We start from the raw sequence: 16,337 nt of genomic DNA on the forward strand, positions 1-16,337 counted from the left end.
AACCATCAGTGGTTTTAAATTGAAAATTACAAACTAGTTCTTCCCAAACAAACCTCAAATCAACAGCTCTTGCTGTGAGGAGTCTTGCATGTCATTCCTTAAAACTACGACCGTAGCTGTTGCACTTACTGCTGGTTTGCTTCTGAGTGCCGTAGCTCAAGCACATCCAAAGCTCCTTTCTTCCACTCCGGCGGAAGGCTCGGATGCGGCGGCCCCTTCGAAAATTGAACTGCACTTTTCCGAGAATCTCACCACTCAGTTTTCCGGTGCAAAACTGATCATGACCGATATGCCTGGCATGCCGAACTCTCCAATGGGTGTAAAGGCCGCCGTCGCTGCTGGCGGTGATCCGAAAACGATGGTGATTACGCCGGCTGCACCTCTGACGACCGGTACCTACAAAGTTGAATGGCGTGCAGTTTCCTCGGACACCCACCCGATCACCGGCAACTTTTCCTTCAAAGTGAAATGATCCATGAGCGACTCAATAAATATTGTGGTTCGCTTTGCTCTCTATTTTGACCTGATGTTGTTATTTGGATTGGCCATATTTGGCTTGTACAGTCTCAGGGGAAAAGAAAGGGTATCGGGCACGGTCTTGAATTTTGAGTCGCTTCTTTACGGTACTTCTGTTGCAGGTGTAGCTCTGTCCCTTGCCTCGATGTTGTTGCTTGCGAAAGCAATGAGCGGTGTATCGGAGCTTATGGAGCTACATCACCACATTTTTGAAATGGTCATCATGGGCACCGACGTTGGGTTGACCTGGATGGTCCGAATAGCCGCCTTGGTTGGGGCAATTATGGGCGTCGCGTTGAATAAACGATTTCCGACACCCAGCCTCTGGATCGTCACCGTGTGTGGAGCAATCGCGTTGGCCACGCTAGCCTGGACAGGGCACGGTGCCATGGACGAAGGCAGCCGCCGCTACTGGCATTTTCTGAGCGATATTTTCCATTTATTAGCGGCAGGTGGCTGGTTGGGTGCTCTAGCGGCCTTCGCTCTACTGCTGCGGTTGAAATCGCTGAAGGGCGAGGAGGAAGCACGAATTCTTGCCCGCGTGCTGACTGGCTTTGAGTCGGCCGGCGGTGTGATTGTTGCGATCATAAGCGTAACGGGAGTCGTGAATTACCTTTTCATCGTCGGTCCAAACCTTGATGAGGTCATGCTGAGTACCTATGGTCAGCTGCTGTTTTTGAAGATCCTGCTCTTTGCCGGGATGATCGTTTTAGCCACACTGAACCGCTTTCACTTAAGCCCGCAGTTGGAGCGCTCAGTTCGCAATGGTCAATACTCTGTAGCGGTTAATGCCTTGCGCCGCAGCATGAAATTCGAATTCCTGATGGCAATCCTCATCATCTGTCTGGTCGCATGGTTAGGCACGCTAAGTCCTGAAATGGAAATGAGCGCGCAATAGAGGTTTCTGGCAGCTAACCAAGAAGCCGGGAACGGGATTGTTAGCACCATTTCTACTGGCTACACTTCAGTCCATGACACGCTATGTACGGTTTTGCCTGATATTCCTGATTAGCTTGGCGCTTCCCCTCAGTGGGATGGCGGGTGTTCAGGCGCCGACAGAGCCGTGTCCCATGCAAACCATGGGCATGGCGATGATGGACGGCATGGGCCAAGACTGCTGCCATGACATGAAAAGTCCCACCGAGCATGGTAAACCCTGCAAGCCGGGCCAGGAGTGTAAGACCGGCGGCATGCTGCAAGTCTCTATCATCAAGCCTCTGGTCCCCCTATCTAGCCCCCTCGAAGCGTCCATCTCCATAGACTCCCATCCTGTCCAAACCCCTTCAGGGGTATGGCGACCGCCCCGCATTTGATTCCTGTACCACACTGAGCCTCATTCCGCGTTAGCGGGATGGCATATCTGCGTGCATGTCTGATGAAGCGCGCAGTGGATCATCACAGGAATCGTGAACATGAACTCCAAGTGCTATTGCACAGGGTGGTCCCTCGTGGCCGGCCTGGCGGCAAGCGTACTGGCATTGCCGAGTCTCGCTGCCGCATTGACACTCGATGAAGCTTTGCAGCTGGCTGAAAACAATGCGCCGTCGCTGACTGCACAAGACGCGAAAATTCAGGCTGCCAGTAGTGCGGCCATCCCCGCTGGTGAACTACCCGATCCCAAGTTGCTGCTAGGCGTACAGAACTACCCCATTGGGGGGCCGGATCGCTGGAGCATCGACCAAGACTTCATGACTATGCGAATGGTCGGAGTCAGTCAGGAGATGCCCAGCAGCGCCAAGCGCAAAGCCCGAATCGAGGTCGCTGATGCGGCCATTGAACGCGCCGCCGCTGAGCGCCGGGTCGAACGTCTAAAGGTTCGTCAGGCCACGGCGTTGGCCTGGATCAACAGCTACTCGGTTGAGCGTAAAGACACTCTGTTCCAGGACCTCTACAAAGAAAACCGTCTGCTGGCCGATACCGTCCGGGCACAAATTGCCGGCGGCCGCGCTCAACCTGCTGATGCAGTAACGCCCAAACAGGAAGCGGCACAACTGGAAGAGCAGCAGGACGATCTGATTCGTCAGAGAGCGCAGGCCCGAGCTGCCCTGAAGCGCTGGATTGGACCAGCCGCCAATGACAAACCTGTGGGCAGCTTGCCTGAATGGCCTGTCGAAGCCTCTGACTACTCTCATAAGCTGCAACATCATCCAGAATTGGCAGCTTTTGCGCCAATGACCCGCGAAGCGCAAGCCAAGGTCCGTGAAGCCGAAGCGGAAAAACAGTCGGATTGGAGCTGGGAAGTCGACTATCAGAATCGCGGCCGACAGTTCGGCGACATGGTCAGTGTGCAATTTTCCTGGGATCTACCACTGTTTCCTGACTCTCGGCAAAACCCCAAAATTGCGGCCAAGCACGCTGAACTCAACCAGCTAGAGGCCGAGCGGGAAGCCCTGTCACGCAAGCGTACCCAGCAACTGGAGGACGAGCTGGCCGATTATGAACGCTTGAATCGTGCCGTTCGCCGAACCCAGGACAGTCTGCTGCCTCTGGCCAAGGAGAAGGTCGAGCTCAGCATGGCCAGCTACCGCGCCGGCAAAGGCGATTTGAACTCCGTCGTGGCTGCTCGGCGCGAGCTTATCGAAGCCCGTCTCAAGCAGATTGATGTTGAAGAGCAGCGTGCTCTCACCAGCGCTCGCCTGTATTTCGCCTATGGGGAGTCCGCTCAATGATCTCTAGAACACGGAAAGGGGTATTTGTTGTCAGCATCTCAGTTGCTTTGGGGGTTGCCGGTGGTTACTGGTTGGCCCAACCGGGGGTGAGCTCGGTACCGGATGCAGCACCGCAGCAGAAGCCTGAGTCATCAGTCGATCGCAAAGTTCTGTATTGGTACGACCCCATGTACCCACAACAGAAATTCGATAAGCCGGGTAAGTCGCCCTTCATGGACATGCAAATGGTCCCTCAGTACGCGGATAGCAAGGGGGACAGTGACACTGTTCGCATTGATCCAAGCCTGACCCAGAACCTCGGTGTGCGACTGGCTACCGTCAGTCGAGGTGTGTTTGCTTCGAGTCTGGACGTTGTCGGAGTGTTGGCTTTCAACGAACGGGACGTCGCCGTCATTCAAGCCCGTACGGCGGGTTTCGTCGAGCGCGTGTATGCCCATGCTCCTGGCGACGTGATCAAAGCCAATGCCGCCATGGCGGATATCCTTGTACCTGAGTGGGCTGCGGCTCAGGAGGAGTTTCTCGCACTCAAGCGCAGTGGCGATACAGGCTTGCTGGCCGTGGCTCGCCAGCGCTTGCGGCTCACCGGGATGCCGGCGGCATCGATTGCTCAAGTAGAGCGCAGTGGCAAAGTCCAACCAAACTTTACCCTCACCAGCCCTATTAGTGGTGTGCTGCAAGAGCTCAATGTGCGCGAGGGTATGACGGTGGCCGCCGGCGAGACACTGGCACGCGTTAATGGTTTGAGTAGCGTCTGGCTGGCCCTGGCCGTTCCGGAGACTGAATCTGGATCGATCCTCATGGGGCAAACGGCAGAGGCGCATTTGCCCGCGTTCCCTGGGGTTGTGCTCAAGGGCGTCGTCAGCGCGATTCTTCCGGAAACCAATCCGGATAGCCGCACCCTTCGCGTACGCGTCGAGTTACCCAACCCAGAAGGCCTTCTCAGGCCGGGTATGACCGCACGAGTGAGCCTCAATCGTTCAACGGAGCAAAGTGTGTTGTGGGTGCCGAGCGAGGCCGTCATTCGCACCGGTCGACGTGCTCTGGTGATGCTTGCTGAAGACGCTGGCCGCTATCGTCCTGTTGAAGTGTTGATCGGGCAGGAAAACGATGACAAGACGGCGATCTTGAAAGGTCTGGAAGAGGGCCAGAAGGTGGTTACCTCTGGCCAGTTCCTGCTCGACTCGGAGGCCAGTCTCAAGGGCATCGTTGCAAGCTCGGAGGAAGAGTCACCACCCAGCGCAGCAGTCTCCAGTTTTCATGAAGCGGATGGGCAGATCGTTGAGATCAACGACAAAGAAGTCACGCTCGCCCATGGTCCTTTCAAAACGCTGGGCATGCCTGGCATGACGATGACGTTCCCGCTCGCCAATCCGGCGCTGATGCAGGGCCTCAAAACGGGCGACAAGGTCCGGATTGCTGTTAGTCAAACCGACGATGGCTTGCGTGTTGAGCGTCTAGAGAAATCAGGGGGCCAGCTATGATTGCTGCTCTGATTCGGTGGTCAGTAGCCAACCGATTCCTGGTGCTACTGGCGACACTGTTTGTCACGGCTTGGGGCATCTGGTCGGTACAGAGCACGCCCATTGATGCGCTGCCGGATCTCTCCGATGTTCAGGTGATCATCCGCACCCCGTATCCGGGACAGGCACCGCAGATTGTCGAGAACCAGGTGACCTATCCGTTGGCCACCACCATGCTTTCGGTGCCTGGCGCCAAGACCGTGCGCGGCTACTCCTTCTTTGGTGACAGCTTTGTCTATGTGCTGTTCGAAGACGGTACTGACTTGTATTGGGCCCGCTCGCGGGTGTTGGAGTACCTGAGCCAAATACAAAGTCGCTTGCCAGCCAGCGCCAAACCGGCGTTGGGGCCAGATGCGACAGGCGTTGGCTGGATTTTCCAGTACGCGCTGGTAGATCGCAGTGGCGGACACGATCTGGCGCAACTTCGTGCACTTCAGGACTGGTTCCTCAAGTTCGAACTCAAGACTCTGCCCAACGTTGCCGAGGTGGCCACCGTGGGTGGGATGGTCAAGCAGTACCAGGTGCAGCTTGATCCACTCAAATTGGCCAGCCTCGGTATCACGCAGGCCGAGGTGACCGAAGCGATCGGCAAGGCCAATCAGGAAACCGGTGGCGCCGTCCTGGAAATGGCAGAGACCGAGTTCATTGTGCGGGCTTCCGGCTACTTGAAAACGCTCAATGATTTTCGGGCGATCCCACTCAAGCTGGGATCGGGCGGTGTGCCGGTGACCCTTGGCGATGTCTCCACGATCCAATTGGGTCCGGAAATGCGGCGTGGCATCACCGAACTCGACGGCAAAGGCGAGACGGTCGGCGGCGTGGTAATTCTGCGCAGCGGCAAGAACGCCCGCGAAACCATTGCGGCGGTCAAGACCAAACTCGACGAGTTGAAAAGCAGCTTGCCGGCGGGGGTAGAAATTGTCACCACCTACGACCGCAGCAAGCTGATCGACCGCGCCGTGGAAAATCTCAGCCACAAGCTAATCGAAGAGTTCATCGTCGTCGCGTTGGTGTGTGGCATCTTCCTCTGGCACCTGCGTTCATCTCTGGTGGCAATCATCTCCCTGCCGGTGGGGGTGCTGATCGCCTTCATCGTGATGCGTTATCAAGGGATCAACGCCAACATCATGTCCCTGGGCGGAATTGCCATCGCCATCGGTGCCATGGTCGACGCTGCCGTGGTGATGATTGAAAACGCGCACAAGAAGGTTGAGGCTTGGCACATGGCCAATCCGGGGGAGGAACTGAAGGACGAACGTCATTGGCACGTGATGACCGAAGCGGCGGCTGAAGTTGGACCAGCACTGTTCTTCTGTTTGTTGATCATCACCCTATCGTTCATTCCGGTGTTCACCCTGCAAGCCCAAGAGGGGCGGCTATTCGGCCCGCTGGCTTTCACCAAGACCTACGCCATGGCCGCAGCGGCGGGATTGTCAGTGACCTTGGTGCCTGTGTTGATGGGCTACTGGATTCGGGGACGAATTCCCAGTGAACAACAGAACCCGTTGAACCGCTGGCTGATCCGGATCTACCAGCCGGCTCTGGATGCAGTCTTGCGACGACCGAAGACCACGCTGTTGGTCGCGTTGCTAGTTTTTATCAGCGCACTATGGCCAATGTCGCGCTTGGGTGGCGAGTTTCTTCCGCCTTTGGACGAAGGCGACCTGCTCTATATGCCTTCGGCTCTGCCGGGATTGTCGGCGCAGAAAGCGGCGCAACTGCTGCAACAGACCGACCGCCTGATCAAGACCGTGCCGGAGGTCGAACATGTCTTTGGTAAAGCCGGTCGTGCTGAAACTGCCACCGACCCGGCGCCGTTGGAGATGTTCGAAACCACCATCCAGTTCAAGCCACAGGAGCATTGGCGCCCAGGCATGACTCAGGAAAAACTGGTGGAAGAGCTGGACCGAGTGGTGCGAGTTCCTGGGCTGACCAATATCTGGATACCACCAATTCGCAACCGAATAGACATGCTGGCTACGGGGATCAAAAGTCCTATTGGTGTAAAGATTGCCGGCACCAACCTGACAGAAATCGATTCTGCGACTCAGGCAGTCGAGCGAGTGGCTAAGGGCGTACCGGGTGTCAGTTCGGCTTTGGCCGAGCGATTAACCGGTGGGCGTTACATCGACGTGGATATTGACCGAAAAGCCGCCGCCCGCTACGGACTGAATATCGCCGATGTGCAATCCATCGTGGCCGGTGCTATCGGCGGTGAGAACGTCGGGGAGACCATTGAAGGGCTCGCACGTTTCCCGATCAACGTGCGTTACCCTCGGGAGTGGCGTGACTCGCTCGGCGCCCTGGAGCAGTTGCCGATCTACACCCCGCTAGGGAGCCAGATCACCCTCGCCACTGTGGCGAAGGTCAAGGTCAGCGACGGCCCACCGATGCTCAAGAGCGAGAATGCACGGCCCTCCGGTTGGGTATACATCGACGTGCGTGGCCGGGACATTGCCTCGATAGTCGCCGACCTGCGTCGGGTCGTCAGTGAACAGGTCAAGTTGCAGCCCGGCATGAGCCTGAGTTACTCAGGGCAGTTCGAGTTTCTCGAAAGGGCCAACGCACGACTCAAATTGGTGGTGCCTGCCACGCTGTTGATCATCTTCGTGCTGCTCTACCTGACTTTTGCCCGCTTCGATGAGGCCCTGCTGATCATGGCCACTCTGCCATTCGCCCTGACTGGCGGGGCATGGTTCCTCTATCTGTTGGGGTTCAACCTGTCGGTCGCCACCGGGGTCGGCTTCATCGCCTTGGCCGGTGTTTCTGCCGAATTTGGCGTGATCATGCTGCTCTACCTGAAAAATGCCTGGGCCGAGCGTCAAGACCTCGGTGACAACACAGAACGCGGGTTGATGGCCGCGATTCGTGAAGGCGCTGTGCAGCGCGTTCGACCCAAGGCCATGACCGTTGCGGTGGTTATCGCTGGTTTGTTACCAATACTTTTGGGAAGCGGTACCGGCAGCGAGGTGATGAGCCGCATTGCCGCCCCGATGATTGGAGGTATGGTTACGGCGCCCTTGCTATCGCTGTTTGTGATCCCGGCGGCCTATCACCTCATGCGTCGTCGACACTTGTCCGTTGAGCCCGGCAAGCACTGACGCGTAAAAATGCATACAAAAGGGGCTGCGCTTGCAGCCTCTTTTGAGCTGCACAGCCCGTTTTCATCGGTCCTACACGCGGTATGTATCGAAATTAGCAAGTTTATGTCTTTTGCATAAACTCGCTAATTTCGATACATACGCTGTGGTCAGTGCCGTTACCCACCTGCACTTGCCAGAAAAACGAACGCTGCCGCCACTGCGTTTCGATGAGCCACAAACAGCATCCTGCTCAAAGCCGACTCAGCATTCGTCACCCTCAGATCACTCTTGAAATCGAGGCGAATGACCTTAATATGATCTTATCTTGCCATCATCGTTTTCAATCATGGATGTTCTCTGGGGTAGGTCGGAATGGCAGAACAAGAAGACGCTAAACCCGCAAGCGGGCGCTTCAACACAAATGATGAGACGAAGCGGATCGTATGGACACAGACCGCTGGTCATTGTGAACTGTGCGGCACGGATCTGACGTTCGATTATCGTGCCGGCAAGCCAATGAAATGGGGCGAAGTGGCGCATATCCTGCCCGCCAGTCCCAAAGGTCCTCGGGGACGCGCGGATCATGATGCTGAGGCGCACACGAACGATACTGCTAACCTGATGCTCCTATGCCCAGGCTGTCATGACAAAATTGATCGTGACGCAGACGGTTATCCTGAAAATGATTTGAGTGGTTTACACCAAGCATACCTAGAGCGCATCCGAATCGCCGCAACGACCCCTGATGGTGGCAGAGCGATTCCTCTCATTGTCCAGAGTCAGCATTTCCAGACGATCAACGATATTCCCGTTCGCGATCTGTTGACTGCGATGTCTGCGGAGGGATTAACCGCCTTCGATCAAGGCATCAAAATTGCCTTCCCTGCGCCCGGACCGCGCGGCAGGGACACTGCCTATTGGCAGAACGTCAAAGACAGCATCCAGTATGAGCTGGAGCAGCAACTCAAGCGTCGCGGCGGCACCTATGGCGACTCGCCCGCGCTAGCAGTAGTAGGCTTGGCCGATATCCCAGCTTTGATGATGTTGGGCCAGAGCATCGGCGATCGTTCCAAACGCTTAATCTTCTCTTTTCACCGCGAGCATCTTTTGCGCTGGCCCGATCAGTCTGCTGAGCCGCCCAGTTTTCTGTTTACGCCTCCACCCAACGGCGATGGTCCACTGGCGTTGGTGCTCTCCATTTCTGCGCAAGTTCCAGTTCGCGACGTTTCCGACGCTCTACCCGGTGCACGTATTGCAGAGCTGTCGATCCCAGAGCCAAGCTATGCGATGGTACAAAACCGTCGGGTGATTCATGCCTTTCGTGACGCACTTCAAATACGACTGAGCCAGCTTGAAGCTTCGACTCCTGACCCTATTCACGTCTTCGCCGCTATTCCTGCGGCATTGGCCATCGAGTTTGGCGCGTTGCTCACAACGCAGCATCAACATACGTACCTGATCTTCGATCGGGACAAAGAAAACCAAGATCGGTTTACGCAAACACTGCAATTGGGCTCGGTGGCCCAGGAGGCTAGGTAAATGCTGTTGAGCAACGAACAGACCAAGCGCAGCAGTTGGGAATATTTTCTGCTTCGCGCTGCGCGGGAAATCTCGCTGTCGGAAGCGCAGTACGAAAAAATTAATGACCGCTACTCCCAACTGGAAAAAATCCTCTCGGCTTCCGACAATCCGCTGCTCGCTGAGGCCCATATCTTTGTGCAAGGCTCGATGCGGCTGAAAACGACCATCAAGCCAATCCCCGGCGCGCCTGCGGATCTGGACACCATTGATGCGGACGCGATTATCTGGCTCCCTCACGCTCAAGGCGCTGGTGCGAAGGAAGTTCTAGAAGCGATTGAGCAGCGTTTTAGGGAAGGCTCCCGCGTTCAGGAAGAAGTTAAGCAATTACGTCGTGGCATCCGGATCGTTTATGCCGACGAAAATCCAGGTTTCCACATTGATGTCACGCCTGCCCGCGCGATCAACGGAAATGGCGAAGCAAACGGCGAGGGTAAGCTGGAGGTTCCGGATCGGGTCACAGGGTGGAAAGCAAGCAGCCCTATCCCTTACTCGAACTGGTTGCAGGTTGCTTCTGCCCAGGAAATCTCTCTGGAAAGCTTGGTAGTTGCCAAAAACCAGCGGATGCTCGATGCCGCGACACAAGATCCATTGCCGCATTATCAGGATTACATCGATCAAGATCCCCTGCGTGCGACCATTAAGCTGCTCAAGCGGCATCGCGATGAATGGGCCATCAACACAAGGAGCGCTGATACTCGCCCCATATCTGTGGTCATTACCACTTTGGCTACTCACGCATACCTGGATGTCGTAAAGGAATCGCAGTCGAAGCCTTTGGCTCCGCTCGATGCAATTTTGGAAATCGTTCGCAGAATGCCGCAGCACATCGCGCATAGAGGTAACGATTGCTTTGTCTGCAACCCTGCCGATAACGGCGAAAACTTTGCAGAAAAGTGGAATCGACCAGGCGAGGGGCAAGGCTATCGTCAAGCATTTGCCAAGTGGCATGCGGACGCCAGTGCATCCGTATCATTGGGTTTGGAAAGTTTTGAATCCAATGATTCCTTTGCCGAGGCAGTGAAAAAGAATTTCGGTATTGCGCCGGCGTTAATCACGGCAGTGAACAATGAAATCCCTGCGAATTGGACGATGCCCGGTCGACCGGATGGCACTACTCGAAACTCTGCTTCGATGGGTTCGCTCTTCGGAGGGGCTAGCGGTGGCGGAACCTCTCAGTCGAGCGTAAAGCCAGTTGGACGCCTTGGCTGATCCTATTAAGACGCCATTGCAGCGCGGAATCGCCGCACTGCGAAACACCCTAGGTCAGGATGCTGCCGATGCATTGCTCCAGCCCGCACCCATGCGGGCTGACGAAGCGGCGTGCTTTTACTTCCCCTTGCCCATCGATTACACGGGGCAGGAGCGGCGACTGCGTATTGGTTTCCCCTCCAACTTTCCCCGTGGGCTCTTGCGCCTAAACGTCGAACCCTCTCCATGGCTGGTTTGGCCGCATGCCACCAAGTCGGGGCTTTGCCTTCATGGCTTTCAGGAACGCCCCATCATGGGCTCCCCGGAGGTCGTGGTAGAGGACAGCCTTGCTCGCTTGGCCCAGATCGTTTCGTTGTCCAAGATGGGATCAAGCCAGGCAACGCGCGATATCGAATTTCAGAATGAGATCACTACCTACTGGTCGTTTCAGCATGGTCAGTCATTCCAGAACCTCTTACTGTTGGATCGACCTCAGACTGCCTCGCAGTTGTTTGCGCTCAGCGATCCGCGCCGAGCTGTGCCATCCGGTCAGGAAACGGTTTGGTTAGCATCGAACGTAGCTGCACTCAAAGGACATTACCGACGGGTTGTCGGGCGCTCCGCTGTCATTCGCGCGGCCGAAACTCCCGGTTTTTACGTCAAGCTTCAGACTTATCCGGACATACGCACCCCGGATCCCGAAGATTTATTGCTGTGGCTCACGCCACACCTTCAACCAGACGATGCCGAGCAATTGCTGGCATGGTTTGAGCTGCATGGAACGTTGCCGAGTCGATGGATTGTTCTCGAGCTTCCAGGAGGGGCAGATGCTCCAACATATTGCCTCAATGTGCGGTCGCTCGGCGTACAGCAGGAGCGGGGGGCAAAGTTTGGCTTGCGTACAGCGCGCCGTCGGCCAGCTATCGCAAATGCACATCCTCCGGCGCTCGTCCGAGCAACTGCCCTGGACGTGCTTGATCGAGCGTCCATTCTATCCCGCGATATAAGTGGCACTGCACAGCACCTTGAAAATGCTCGAGTCGTTTTTGTTGGCGTTGGCTCATTAGGCAGTGCGGTGGCAATACAATTGGCACGATCCGGTGTCGGCCACCTAACCCTCATCGATCCTGACACTTTGGTGTCAGCCAATCTGGGGAGGCACGTACTGGGAGCGGATAGCCTAGGGAGACTGAAAGCCTCAGCGTTGAGGGACAAGATTCTGTTAGATCTTCCGACGACAGAATGTACCGCTTATGCGACTTTTGCCGAAGTGGTGATGAGCAGCAAACCAGAAGTGTTTGATAACGCAGATCTGGTGGTGATCACGACAGCAGACTGGCAGTCGGAGGTCACTGTATGGCGAGCCAAATCAAGCGGCGCTCCTTGGGGGCTTTTACAAGCCTGGAGCGAACCGTATACACAGGTAGGCCATGCTCTATTCGCACCAGCCGGCACCTTTGATGGCCGTCAGTTGTTCACGGACGTCGGCGATTTTCTGCATAGATTTACAGAGTGGCCGGGAGGCGGTGTTGTTCCACTGCCCGCGTGTGGCGAGAGCTTCATCCCAGGCGGCTCGCTGGGAATGACCAATATCGCCTCCATGGTGTCGCACACGGCCTTACGCGCATTGACCGGCAACATCGCCACTGCATCTTGGGTCAGCAGCATTTACAGACCTGAAGATGTGCTGAGCCTAGGAGGCCAATACCATGGGCCCAAGCTGCCAGAGGGGGCGCAGCAGATCCTACTCGAGCGCGGATGGCCGGAAGATAAGGACGAAACGGTATGACGGATATCGCATGGCGCTGGCGATGGCCGGAGGTGAATTCCGAGCTGTTGGTGTCCCAAGCTGTCGCGGACATCTTGGATAGCCATCGGCAGGGCCTTTTTGGCGTGGAGCGAGGGGGACAGTTATTCGTCAACCCGGTTGATCCGAAAGGGTTGCTGCTGGCCTTGGCCACGTTGCCTCATCGCGCCGATCGGTCAGGCTGGTCTTGGCTAGAGTTGGATGCGGAGCGGTGCCGTCAGGAGATCCAGGCTGCCAACGAACAAGGGTTACGTCTGGTGGGCTATTGGCATACGCACCCCCAATCCGTTCCGGTGATCTCTCCGGCAGACATCGGAAGTTTCTCCAAATTTGCTGCACGTTACACGCAGGATCTGCCGCACCCAATAGCCATTATTGTCGGCAAGTCCGAAAAACCAGAAGGTATCAAGGCGTGGTCGTTCAGGGACGGCAGATATGTTGAGGCAACCTGGGTCAGATGAGCTTCAAGTCCGTGCGGTGGAACGCAGGTCAGCGTTTACCTTTACCCGCTAGCATTAGTGCGAAGAGCTCTGCCTGAAAGCGGGCATCATCCAATGCGTTATGGTTCGGTTCGCTGAGTGGCTTCAGCGCAGCGGTCATCTTGGATGATTTTGTTTCCTGCCAGCTGCACCCTACAGCTCCCATGAAATAGGCCTTCATGTCGATAGCTGTAAAACCAAAGGGGTTGGTTTCCAGGTATTTGTGGAAGTAGTAATTGACGAATGACCAGTCAAACGGTGCATTGAGTCCTACGAAAATGACTTTTTGCCCCGTTTGGCAGGACGATTTCAGCCACTGATCAAATGTCAGCATCGCCTGTTGCGGAGCAAGGCCCTCGCTCTCCAGCTTCTCCAGACTCAGCCCCGATACTGCCAGCGCTTCGGGGTCGTGTTTCGGACTGTCAGGCCGTAGTTCAAGATAGATGGACGTTTCAGGTTGGGCTACAAGACAAGCTCCAATGGAAAGCAGACTGTATTCGCCTGGTATAGGCCCAGAAGTCTCGACGTCGACGGAAACATAAAGCTCATCAGGGTGCATGTCATATCCTTTTGTGTAGTTACCTGATTACGCTCAGGCTCTTAGCCATGTGAAGGTGGAAAGGCAGGTATAGCCATTGCCCATTTTTTGCTGTTTCACTCGCTATCCGGGCTTCGAGCAGCGGCAGTGCCTGTCTACCAGCGGATTGCGCGTTCCTTTGGTCAGCTCTGGGCCCAAGCATAATGATGTGTGTCATTCTCTGATGGCGGATGAGGGCCGGACGATCATGAGTGAAACTGAGCGCTGGATAGTCAAATGCCAGAAAACTGAGGACGGTACTGGCGACATCATCATTGATCTGCCTCAAGAGTTGCTTGACCAAATGAGGTTAGGTGTTGGGGACGACCTGGAGCTAACGGTATTAAATGGCACATTAGTCCTGACGCCCGTGCGCAACTCAACATCGGTGCGGCCCATGTTTGCTGGCGCCCTGCGTCAGGATGCCTATCATGCTTACCGCATGCGTCTGGAGACGCTTCTTCATATCTCTGTCAATGCTTCGGATCTGGACATTCACGACATGATAGTAGCTGGCTTCTCGGTCAGCCTGATCAAAATGCTTTGTGATGATGGAACCCTCTCCAACGAAGAACGCGACAGAATCATTCACCCCAAAACGCTCAAAACAAAACTGTCAGCCAATCAGCTTTTAACGTTGCATGAGAGTGATCGCCTGTTCCGGTTTGCACATGTTACTGCTATGGCCGAGGTGATCTTCGGTGACAAAGGGAAGGCTAAACAATGGCTTTCCAAACCCAAAGCCCGTTTTTTGGGAGAAAGCCCATCGGCGATGGTCACTACAACCTTTGGCACACATCTAGTTGAAGAAATGCTGATTCAAGTGTCTGAGGGCATGTCATTTTGATTCAGTCGCAGCCAAACGGCTTCTACCGCTCCTTGAGTACCATGGATTCATGCGCCTATACCGGCGTCGCCTTGCCGAATACGGCATGCACGGGCATCCATGAAGCACTAGGTCACCCACATTGGCACCTACCGCTAGGTAGGGATCACGCGCGCCAATGGCATAGCTGGGTACTGGCGCAAACCACTTTATCCGGTGACAGCTCGATAGAAATCATCCCGTTCAGTGAGAGGAAGGGAGAAGACGGAACAGCCATGAGATCACCCTGCTGCTATCCGTCGGCATCGGAACCTGGTGATCCGCTGGGAGCTAAGCTGAATGATGCTTCTCGTTCGAATCGGTTTTTTTGATCGGCAGGAGGTACAAATGAATTTGGCAGATTATGTTTCAGTGCTTTCTGCGGGTGAGAAAATAGATGGTTGCCAACTTACCACCTCAGATGCTGTGGACCTCGCCAGTCTGCATTTTCCTTCCAGTGCCTATTGTCTTGTTGCTGATTGGGCAATATTGGATCTCGACATTACACCACGTCAGCGAAAAGCCATTACGGATAGACAGCTAATACCTGCTCTCGTTTACGCTTTGACTGTTATCCAAGACAGTCAAGGCCGCTTCCCGCCTGGTGATTGGGTCCGAACATCGCTGGGTGTTTCCTTAACCCACAACTACTTATTTAGAACAAAAAACACAGTTTATGTGCTGATGGGGACCGGTCGAAGGTTGCGCACGGATTTAGACATCGCACTCAGCCTGTGCTGAAAAACGCTATTCCCACACAGGTGAGTGACTGGTCGCGCTCACATAATATTTCGGCCTGTATGAACGCTCTCGCTGTTGTGTCAATCTATGTTGTTACCAATCGAGCCCCGTATTTGAAGTGCGACCTGTCTGTGTCAATCTATGTTGCTGTTGCCTTTACCCCGAATCATCCTACAGACCCCGATTTACGGGAGGGGCTGAGTCAAACTATGTTGTTGGTAACCACCATGAGCGTAATCACGAAGAAAGCTGAGAAGGTCAGTGCCACGGTCGGCACTCTTGACGCAGGTTTCAGTTTTGAACAGTTCTTGGCTGCGTTCCTGGCTCAGTACCCGAAGGACTGGGAGAAGGTCGAGCGGGAGTACGCCAAGCACGTGCGCAAGACCAAACCGGGCAAAAGCCATCCCATGCCTGAGCCCGTCCAGTACCTTCGCAATGCACTGAACGTACACCTCAAGGCGAGCAAGCCGGATTAAAGGAAAACCACATGAAATTTGGAATAGGTTTGGTTGCCGGTGTGATTGTCATCTTCCTGATCGCTTACGGTTTTGATGTCGTCACTGAGCCTGAACCGCTAGCACCGATGCAGAACAATCAAAGCGGTGGGATTCCCGTTACCGATCATGGCAACAACTGCAAGACCACCGGGCCTAACTCGCCAATCGTTACGGGGGAACATAGCGTTGTGGTCGTAAATGGCAAGACCTATGCACCAGGGCAGAATGCCAACTGCGTACCAGGGACTTACAAAATATCAACGCATGGCGCTGGAAGTCCGATTGTCACGGGTGCAGGTGCCAGGGTGACTAGCACTGTCGAACGGTAGGAAAACAGTGTCATGAGCGTTGAAGAACAGAATGTAGAAGGCTTTGAGCTGACTTTCAGTGTGCAGATTGACGAGAACCGAATTCTTGAGCTGTTGGTCGACCAGGTGTTTGCCGGTGATTGCGTTTGGCAGGTCACGGACGCTGGTGGTCAGGTTCTGGCCCGTTCTGATGTTTACAAGGATCAGGCCCACTGCCTGCGTGACGGGCTGAATAAGGTTGACCACGAAACACGGCGCTTGGAAGATGTACGAGGCAAGGCATCGTCAATCGCAGTTGGCTTGATTGAAGCAGCAGACAACGAGCTGGAGGCGCTGCGCCGAAATGCAACCCGCTATGAGGTGCTGCGCGAACACTGGCTGCGGATCGACGACGGGACCGTTGTGCACCGTGCCGATGGGCTGGATTTGTGGTGTGACAAGCGTTTACCAGCCTCAAAAGATCAATCACCGAAAAGTTGACGGAAATCTTATGAGCACTCCTACAG

Annotated in this window: 16 protein-coding genes; 15 read left to right on the forward strand and 1 reads right to left on the reverse strand. The window is 55.2% G+C overall.

Annotated features, from left to right (window positions below):
- The first annotated feature begins 88 nt into the window (after window positions 1-88).
- The 10 genes from copC (at window position 89) to VSQ83_RS25640 (ending at window position 12,825) form a co-directional block, all read left to right on the forward strand.
- The gene (copC, locus tag VSQ83_RS25595) at window positions 89-472 is read left to right on the forward strand and encodes a copper homeostasis periplasmic binding protein CopC (protein ID WP_042556868.1); all 384 of its coding nucleotides are present in this window, start codon (window positions 89-91) and stop codon (window positions 470-472) included.
- A gap of 3 nt (window positions 473-475) precedes the next feature.
- Complete coding sequence (copD, locus tag VSQ83_RS25600) at window positions 476-1,414, forward strand: copper homeostasis membrane protein CopD (RefSeq protein ID WP_042556867.1); 939 nt, start codon at window positions 476-478, stop codon at window positions 1,412-1,414.
- Between the two features lie 73 nt (window positions 1,415-1,487).
- Entirely contained in the window at window positions 1,488-1,829 is a 342-nt protein-coding gene (locus tag VSQ83_RS25605) for a hypothetical protein (protein WP_080896087.1), read from the forward strand.
- Between the two features lie 99 nt (window positions 1,830-1,928).
- A complete protein-coding gene (locus VSQ83_RS25610) occupies window positions 1,929-3,185 on the forward strand; it encodes a TolC family protein (protein ID WP_326427872.1) in 1,257 nt (418 codons plus the stop codon).
- Window positions 3,182-4,666 (forward strand): efflux RND transporter periplasmic adaptor subunit, encoded by a 1,485-nt coding sequence (locus tag VSQ83_RS25615; protein WP_047304361.1) that lies wholly within the window; start codon window positions 3,182-3,184, stop codon window positions 4,664-4,666. Before VSQ83_RS25610 ends, VSQ83_RS25615 begins: the two co-directional genes overlap by 4 nt.
- Window positions 4,663-7,806: an efflux RND transporter permease subunit gene (locus VSQ83_RS25620; RefSeq protein ID WP_047304359.1), complete on the forward strand. Its 3,144-nt coding sequence runs from the start codon at window positions 4,663-4,665 to the stop codon at window positions 7,804-7,806. Before VSQ83_RS25615 ends, VSQ83_RS25620 begins: the two co-directional genes overlap by 4 nt.
- Window positions 7,807-8,160: 354 nt before the next feature.
- Window positions 8,161-9,327, forward strand: a complete 1,167-nt coding sequence (locus tag VSQ83_RS25625; protein ID WP_047304356.1) for an SAVED domain-containing protein — start codon at window positions 8,161-8,163, stop codon at window positions 9,325-9,327.
- Window positions 9,328-10,578, forward strand: coding sequence for a nucleotidyltransferase domain-containing protein (locus VSQ83_RS25630; protein WP_047304353.1), 1,251 nt, complete (start codon window positions 9,328-9,330; stop codon window positions 10,576-10,578). It begins immediately after the preceding gene.
- Window positions 10,562-12,346 carry a HesA/MoeB/ThiF family protein gene (locus VSQ83_RS25635; RefSeq protein WP_047304352.1) on the forward strand — a complete coding sequence of 595 codons (1,785 nt, stop codon included), beginning with the start codon at window positions 10,562-10,564 and terminating at the stop codon, window positions 12,344-12,346. The genes VSQ83_RS25630 and VSQ83_RS25635 overlap by 17 nt, the downstream gene beginning before the upstream one ends.
- Window positions 12,343-12,825: a Mov34/MPN/PAD-1 family protein gene (locus VSQ83_RS25640; protein WP_032901850.1), complete on the forward strand. Its 483-nt coding sequence runs from the start codon at window positions 12,343-12,345 to the stop codon at window positions 12,823-12,825. The genes VSQ83_RS25635 and VSQ83_RS25640 overlap by 4 nt, the downstream gene beginning before the upstream one ends.
- Window positions 12,826-12,853: 28 nt before the next feature.
- Here VSQ83_RS25640 and VSQ83_RS25645 read toward each other — a convergent pair whose 3' ends face one another.
- On the reverse strand, window positions 12,854-13,402 hold the full coding sequence (locus VSQ83_RS25645) for a 3'-5' exonuclease (protein ID WP_032901853.1): 549 nt from the start codon (window positions 13,400-13,402) through the stop codon (window positions 12,854-12,856).
- Between the two features lie 226 nt (window positions 13,403-13,628).
- On the opposite strand from VSQ83_RS25645, the gene VSQ83_RS25650 reads away from it, so the two are divergent.
- The 5 genes from VSQ83_RS25650 to VSQ83_RS25670 all read left to right on the forward strand — a co-directional run bounded on the left by VSQ83_RS25650 (window position 13,629) and on the right by VSQ83_RS25670 (window position 16,311).
- Window positions 13,629-14,267, forward strand: a complete 639-nt coding sequence (locus VSQ83_RS25650; protein WP_230679725.1) for an antitoxin Xre/MbcA/ParS toxin-binding domain-containing protein — start codon at window positions 13,629-13,631, stop codon at window positions 14,265-14,267.
- A gap of 318 nt (window positions 14,268-14,585) precedes the next feature.
- Complete coding sequence (locus tag VSQ83_RS25655) at window positions 14,586-15,026, forward strand: DUF6957 family protein (RefSeq protein WP_155418777.1); 441 nt, start codon at window positions 14,586-14,588, stop codon at window positions 15,024-15,026.
- Between the two features lie 227 nt (window positions 15,027-15,253).
- Window positions 15,254-15,502, forward strand: coding sequence for a hypothetical protein (locus VSQ83_RS25660; protein WP_326427877.1), 249 nt, complete (start codon window positions 15,254-15,256; stop codon window positions 15,500-15,502).
- Between the two features lie 11 nt (window positions 15,503-15,513).
- The gene (locus tag VSQ83_RS25665) at window positions 15,514-15,852 is read left to right on the forward strand and encodes a hypothetical protein (protein ID WP_169872899.1); all 339 of its coding nucleotides are present in this window, start codon (window positions 15,514-15,516) and stop codon (window positions 15,850-15,852) included.
- A gap of 12 nt (window positions 15,853-15,864) precedes the next feature.
- Window positions 15,865-16,311: a hypothetical protein gene (locus VSQ83_RS25670; RefSeq protein WP_262384471.1), complete on the forward strand. Its 447-nt coding sequence runs from the start codon at window positions 15,865-15,867 to the stop codon at window positions 16,309-16,311.
- The last annotated feature ends 26 nt before the right edge of the window (window positions 16,312-16,337 follow it).

The organism is Pseudomonas sp. DSV-1, assembly GCF_035830915.1.
Lineage (GTDB): Bacteria > Pseudomonadota > Gammaproteobacteria > Pseudomonadales > Pseudomonadaceae > Aquipseudomonas.

Coding starts and splice junctions, on each gene's coding strand:
- VSQ83_RS25660 (WP_326427877.1), top strand. CDS start 15,254: ATGAGCGTAATCACGAAGAAAGCTGAGAAGGTCAGTGCCACGGTCGGC.
- VSQ83_RS25645 (WP_032901853.1), bottom strand. CDS start 13,402: ATGCACCCTGATGAGCTTTATGTTTCCGTCGACGTCGAGACTTCTGGG.
- copD (WP_042556867.1), top strand. CDS start 476: ATGAGCGACTCAATAAATATTGTGGTTCGCTTTGCTCTCTATTTTGAC.
- VSQ83_RS25630 (WP_047304353.1), top strand. CDS start 9,328: ATGCTGTTGAGCAACGAACAGACCAAGCGCAGCAGTTGGGAATATTTT.
- VSQ83_RS25620 (WP_047304359.1), top strand. CDS start 4,663: ATGATTGCTGCTCTGATTCGGTGGTCAGTAGCCAACCGATTCCTGGTG.
- VSQ83_RS25670 (WP_262384471.1), top strand. CDS start 15,865: ATGAGCGTTGAAGAACAGAATGTAGAAGGCTTTGAGCTGACTTTCAGT.
- VSQ83_RS25605 (WP_080896087.1), top strand. CDS start 1,488: ATGACACGCTATGTACGGTTTTGCCTGATATTCCTGATTAGCTTGGCG.
- VSQ83_RS25610 (WP_326427872.1), top strand. CDS start 1,929: ATGAACTCCAAGTGCTATTGCACAGGGTGGTCCCTCGTGGCCGGCCTG.
- VSQ83_RS25640 (WP_032901850.1), top strand. CDS start 12,343: ATGACGGATATCGCATGGCGCTGGCGATGGCCGGAGGTGAATTCCGAG.
- copC (WP_042556868.1), top strand. CDS start 89: ATGTCATTCCTTAAAACTACGACCGTAGCTGTTGCACTTACTGCTGGT.
- VSQ83_RS25650 (WP_230679725.1), top strand. CDS start 13,629: ATGAGTGAAACTGAGCGCTGGATAGTCAAATGCCAGAAAACTGAGGAC.
- VSQ83_RS25655 (WP_155418777.1), top strand. CDS start 14,586: ATGATGCTTCTCGTTCGAATCGGTTTTTTTGATCGGCAGGAGGTACAA.
- VSQ83_RS25615 (WP_047304361.1), top strand. CDS start 3,182: ATGATCTCTAGAACACGGAAAGGGGTATTTGTTGTCAGCATCTCAGTT.
- VSQ83_RS25665 (WP_169872899.1), top strand. CDS start 15,514: ATGAAATTTGGAATAGGTTTGGTTGCCGGTGTGATTGTCATCTTCCTG.
- VSQ83_RS25625 (WP_047304356.1), top strand. CDS start 8,161: ATGGCAGAACAAGAAGACGCTAAACCCGCAAGCGGGCGCTTCAACACA.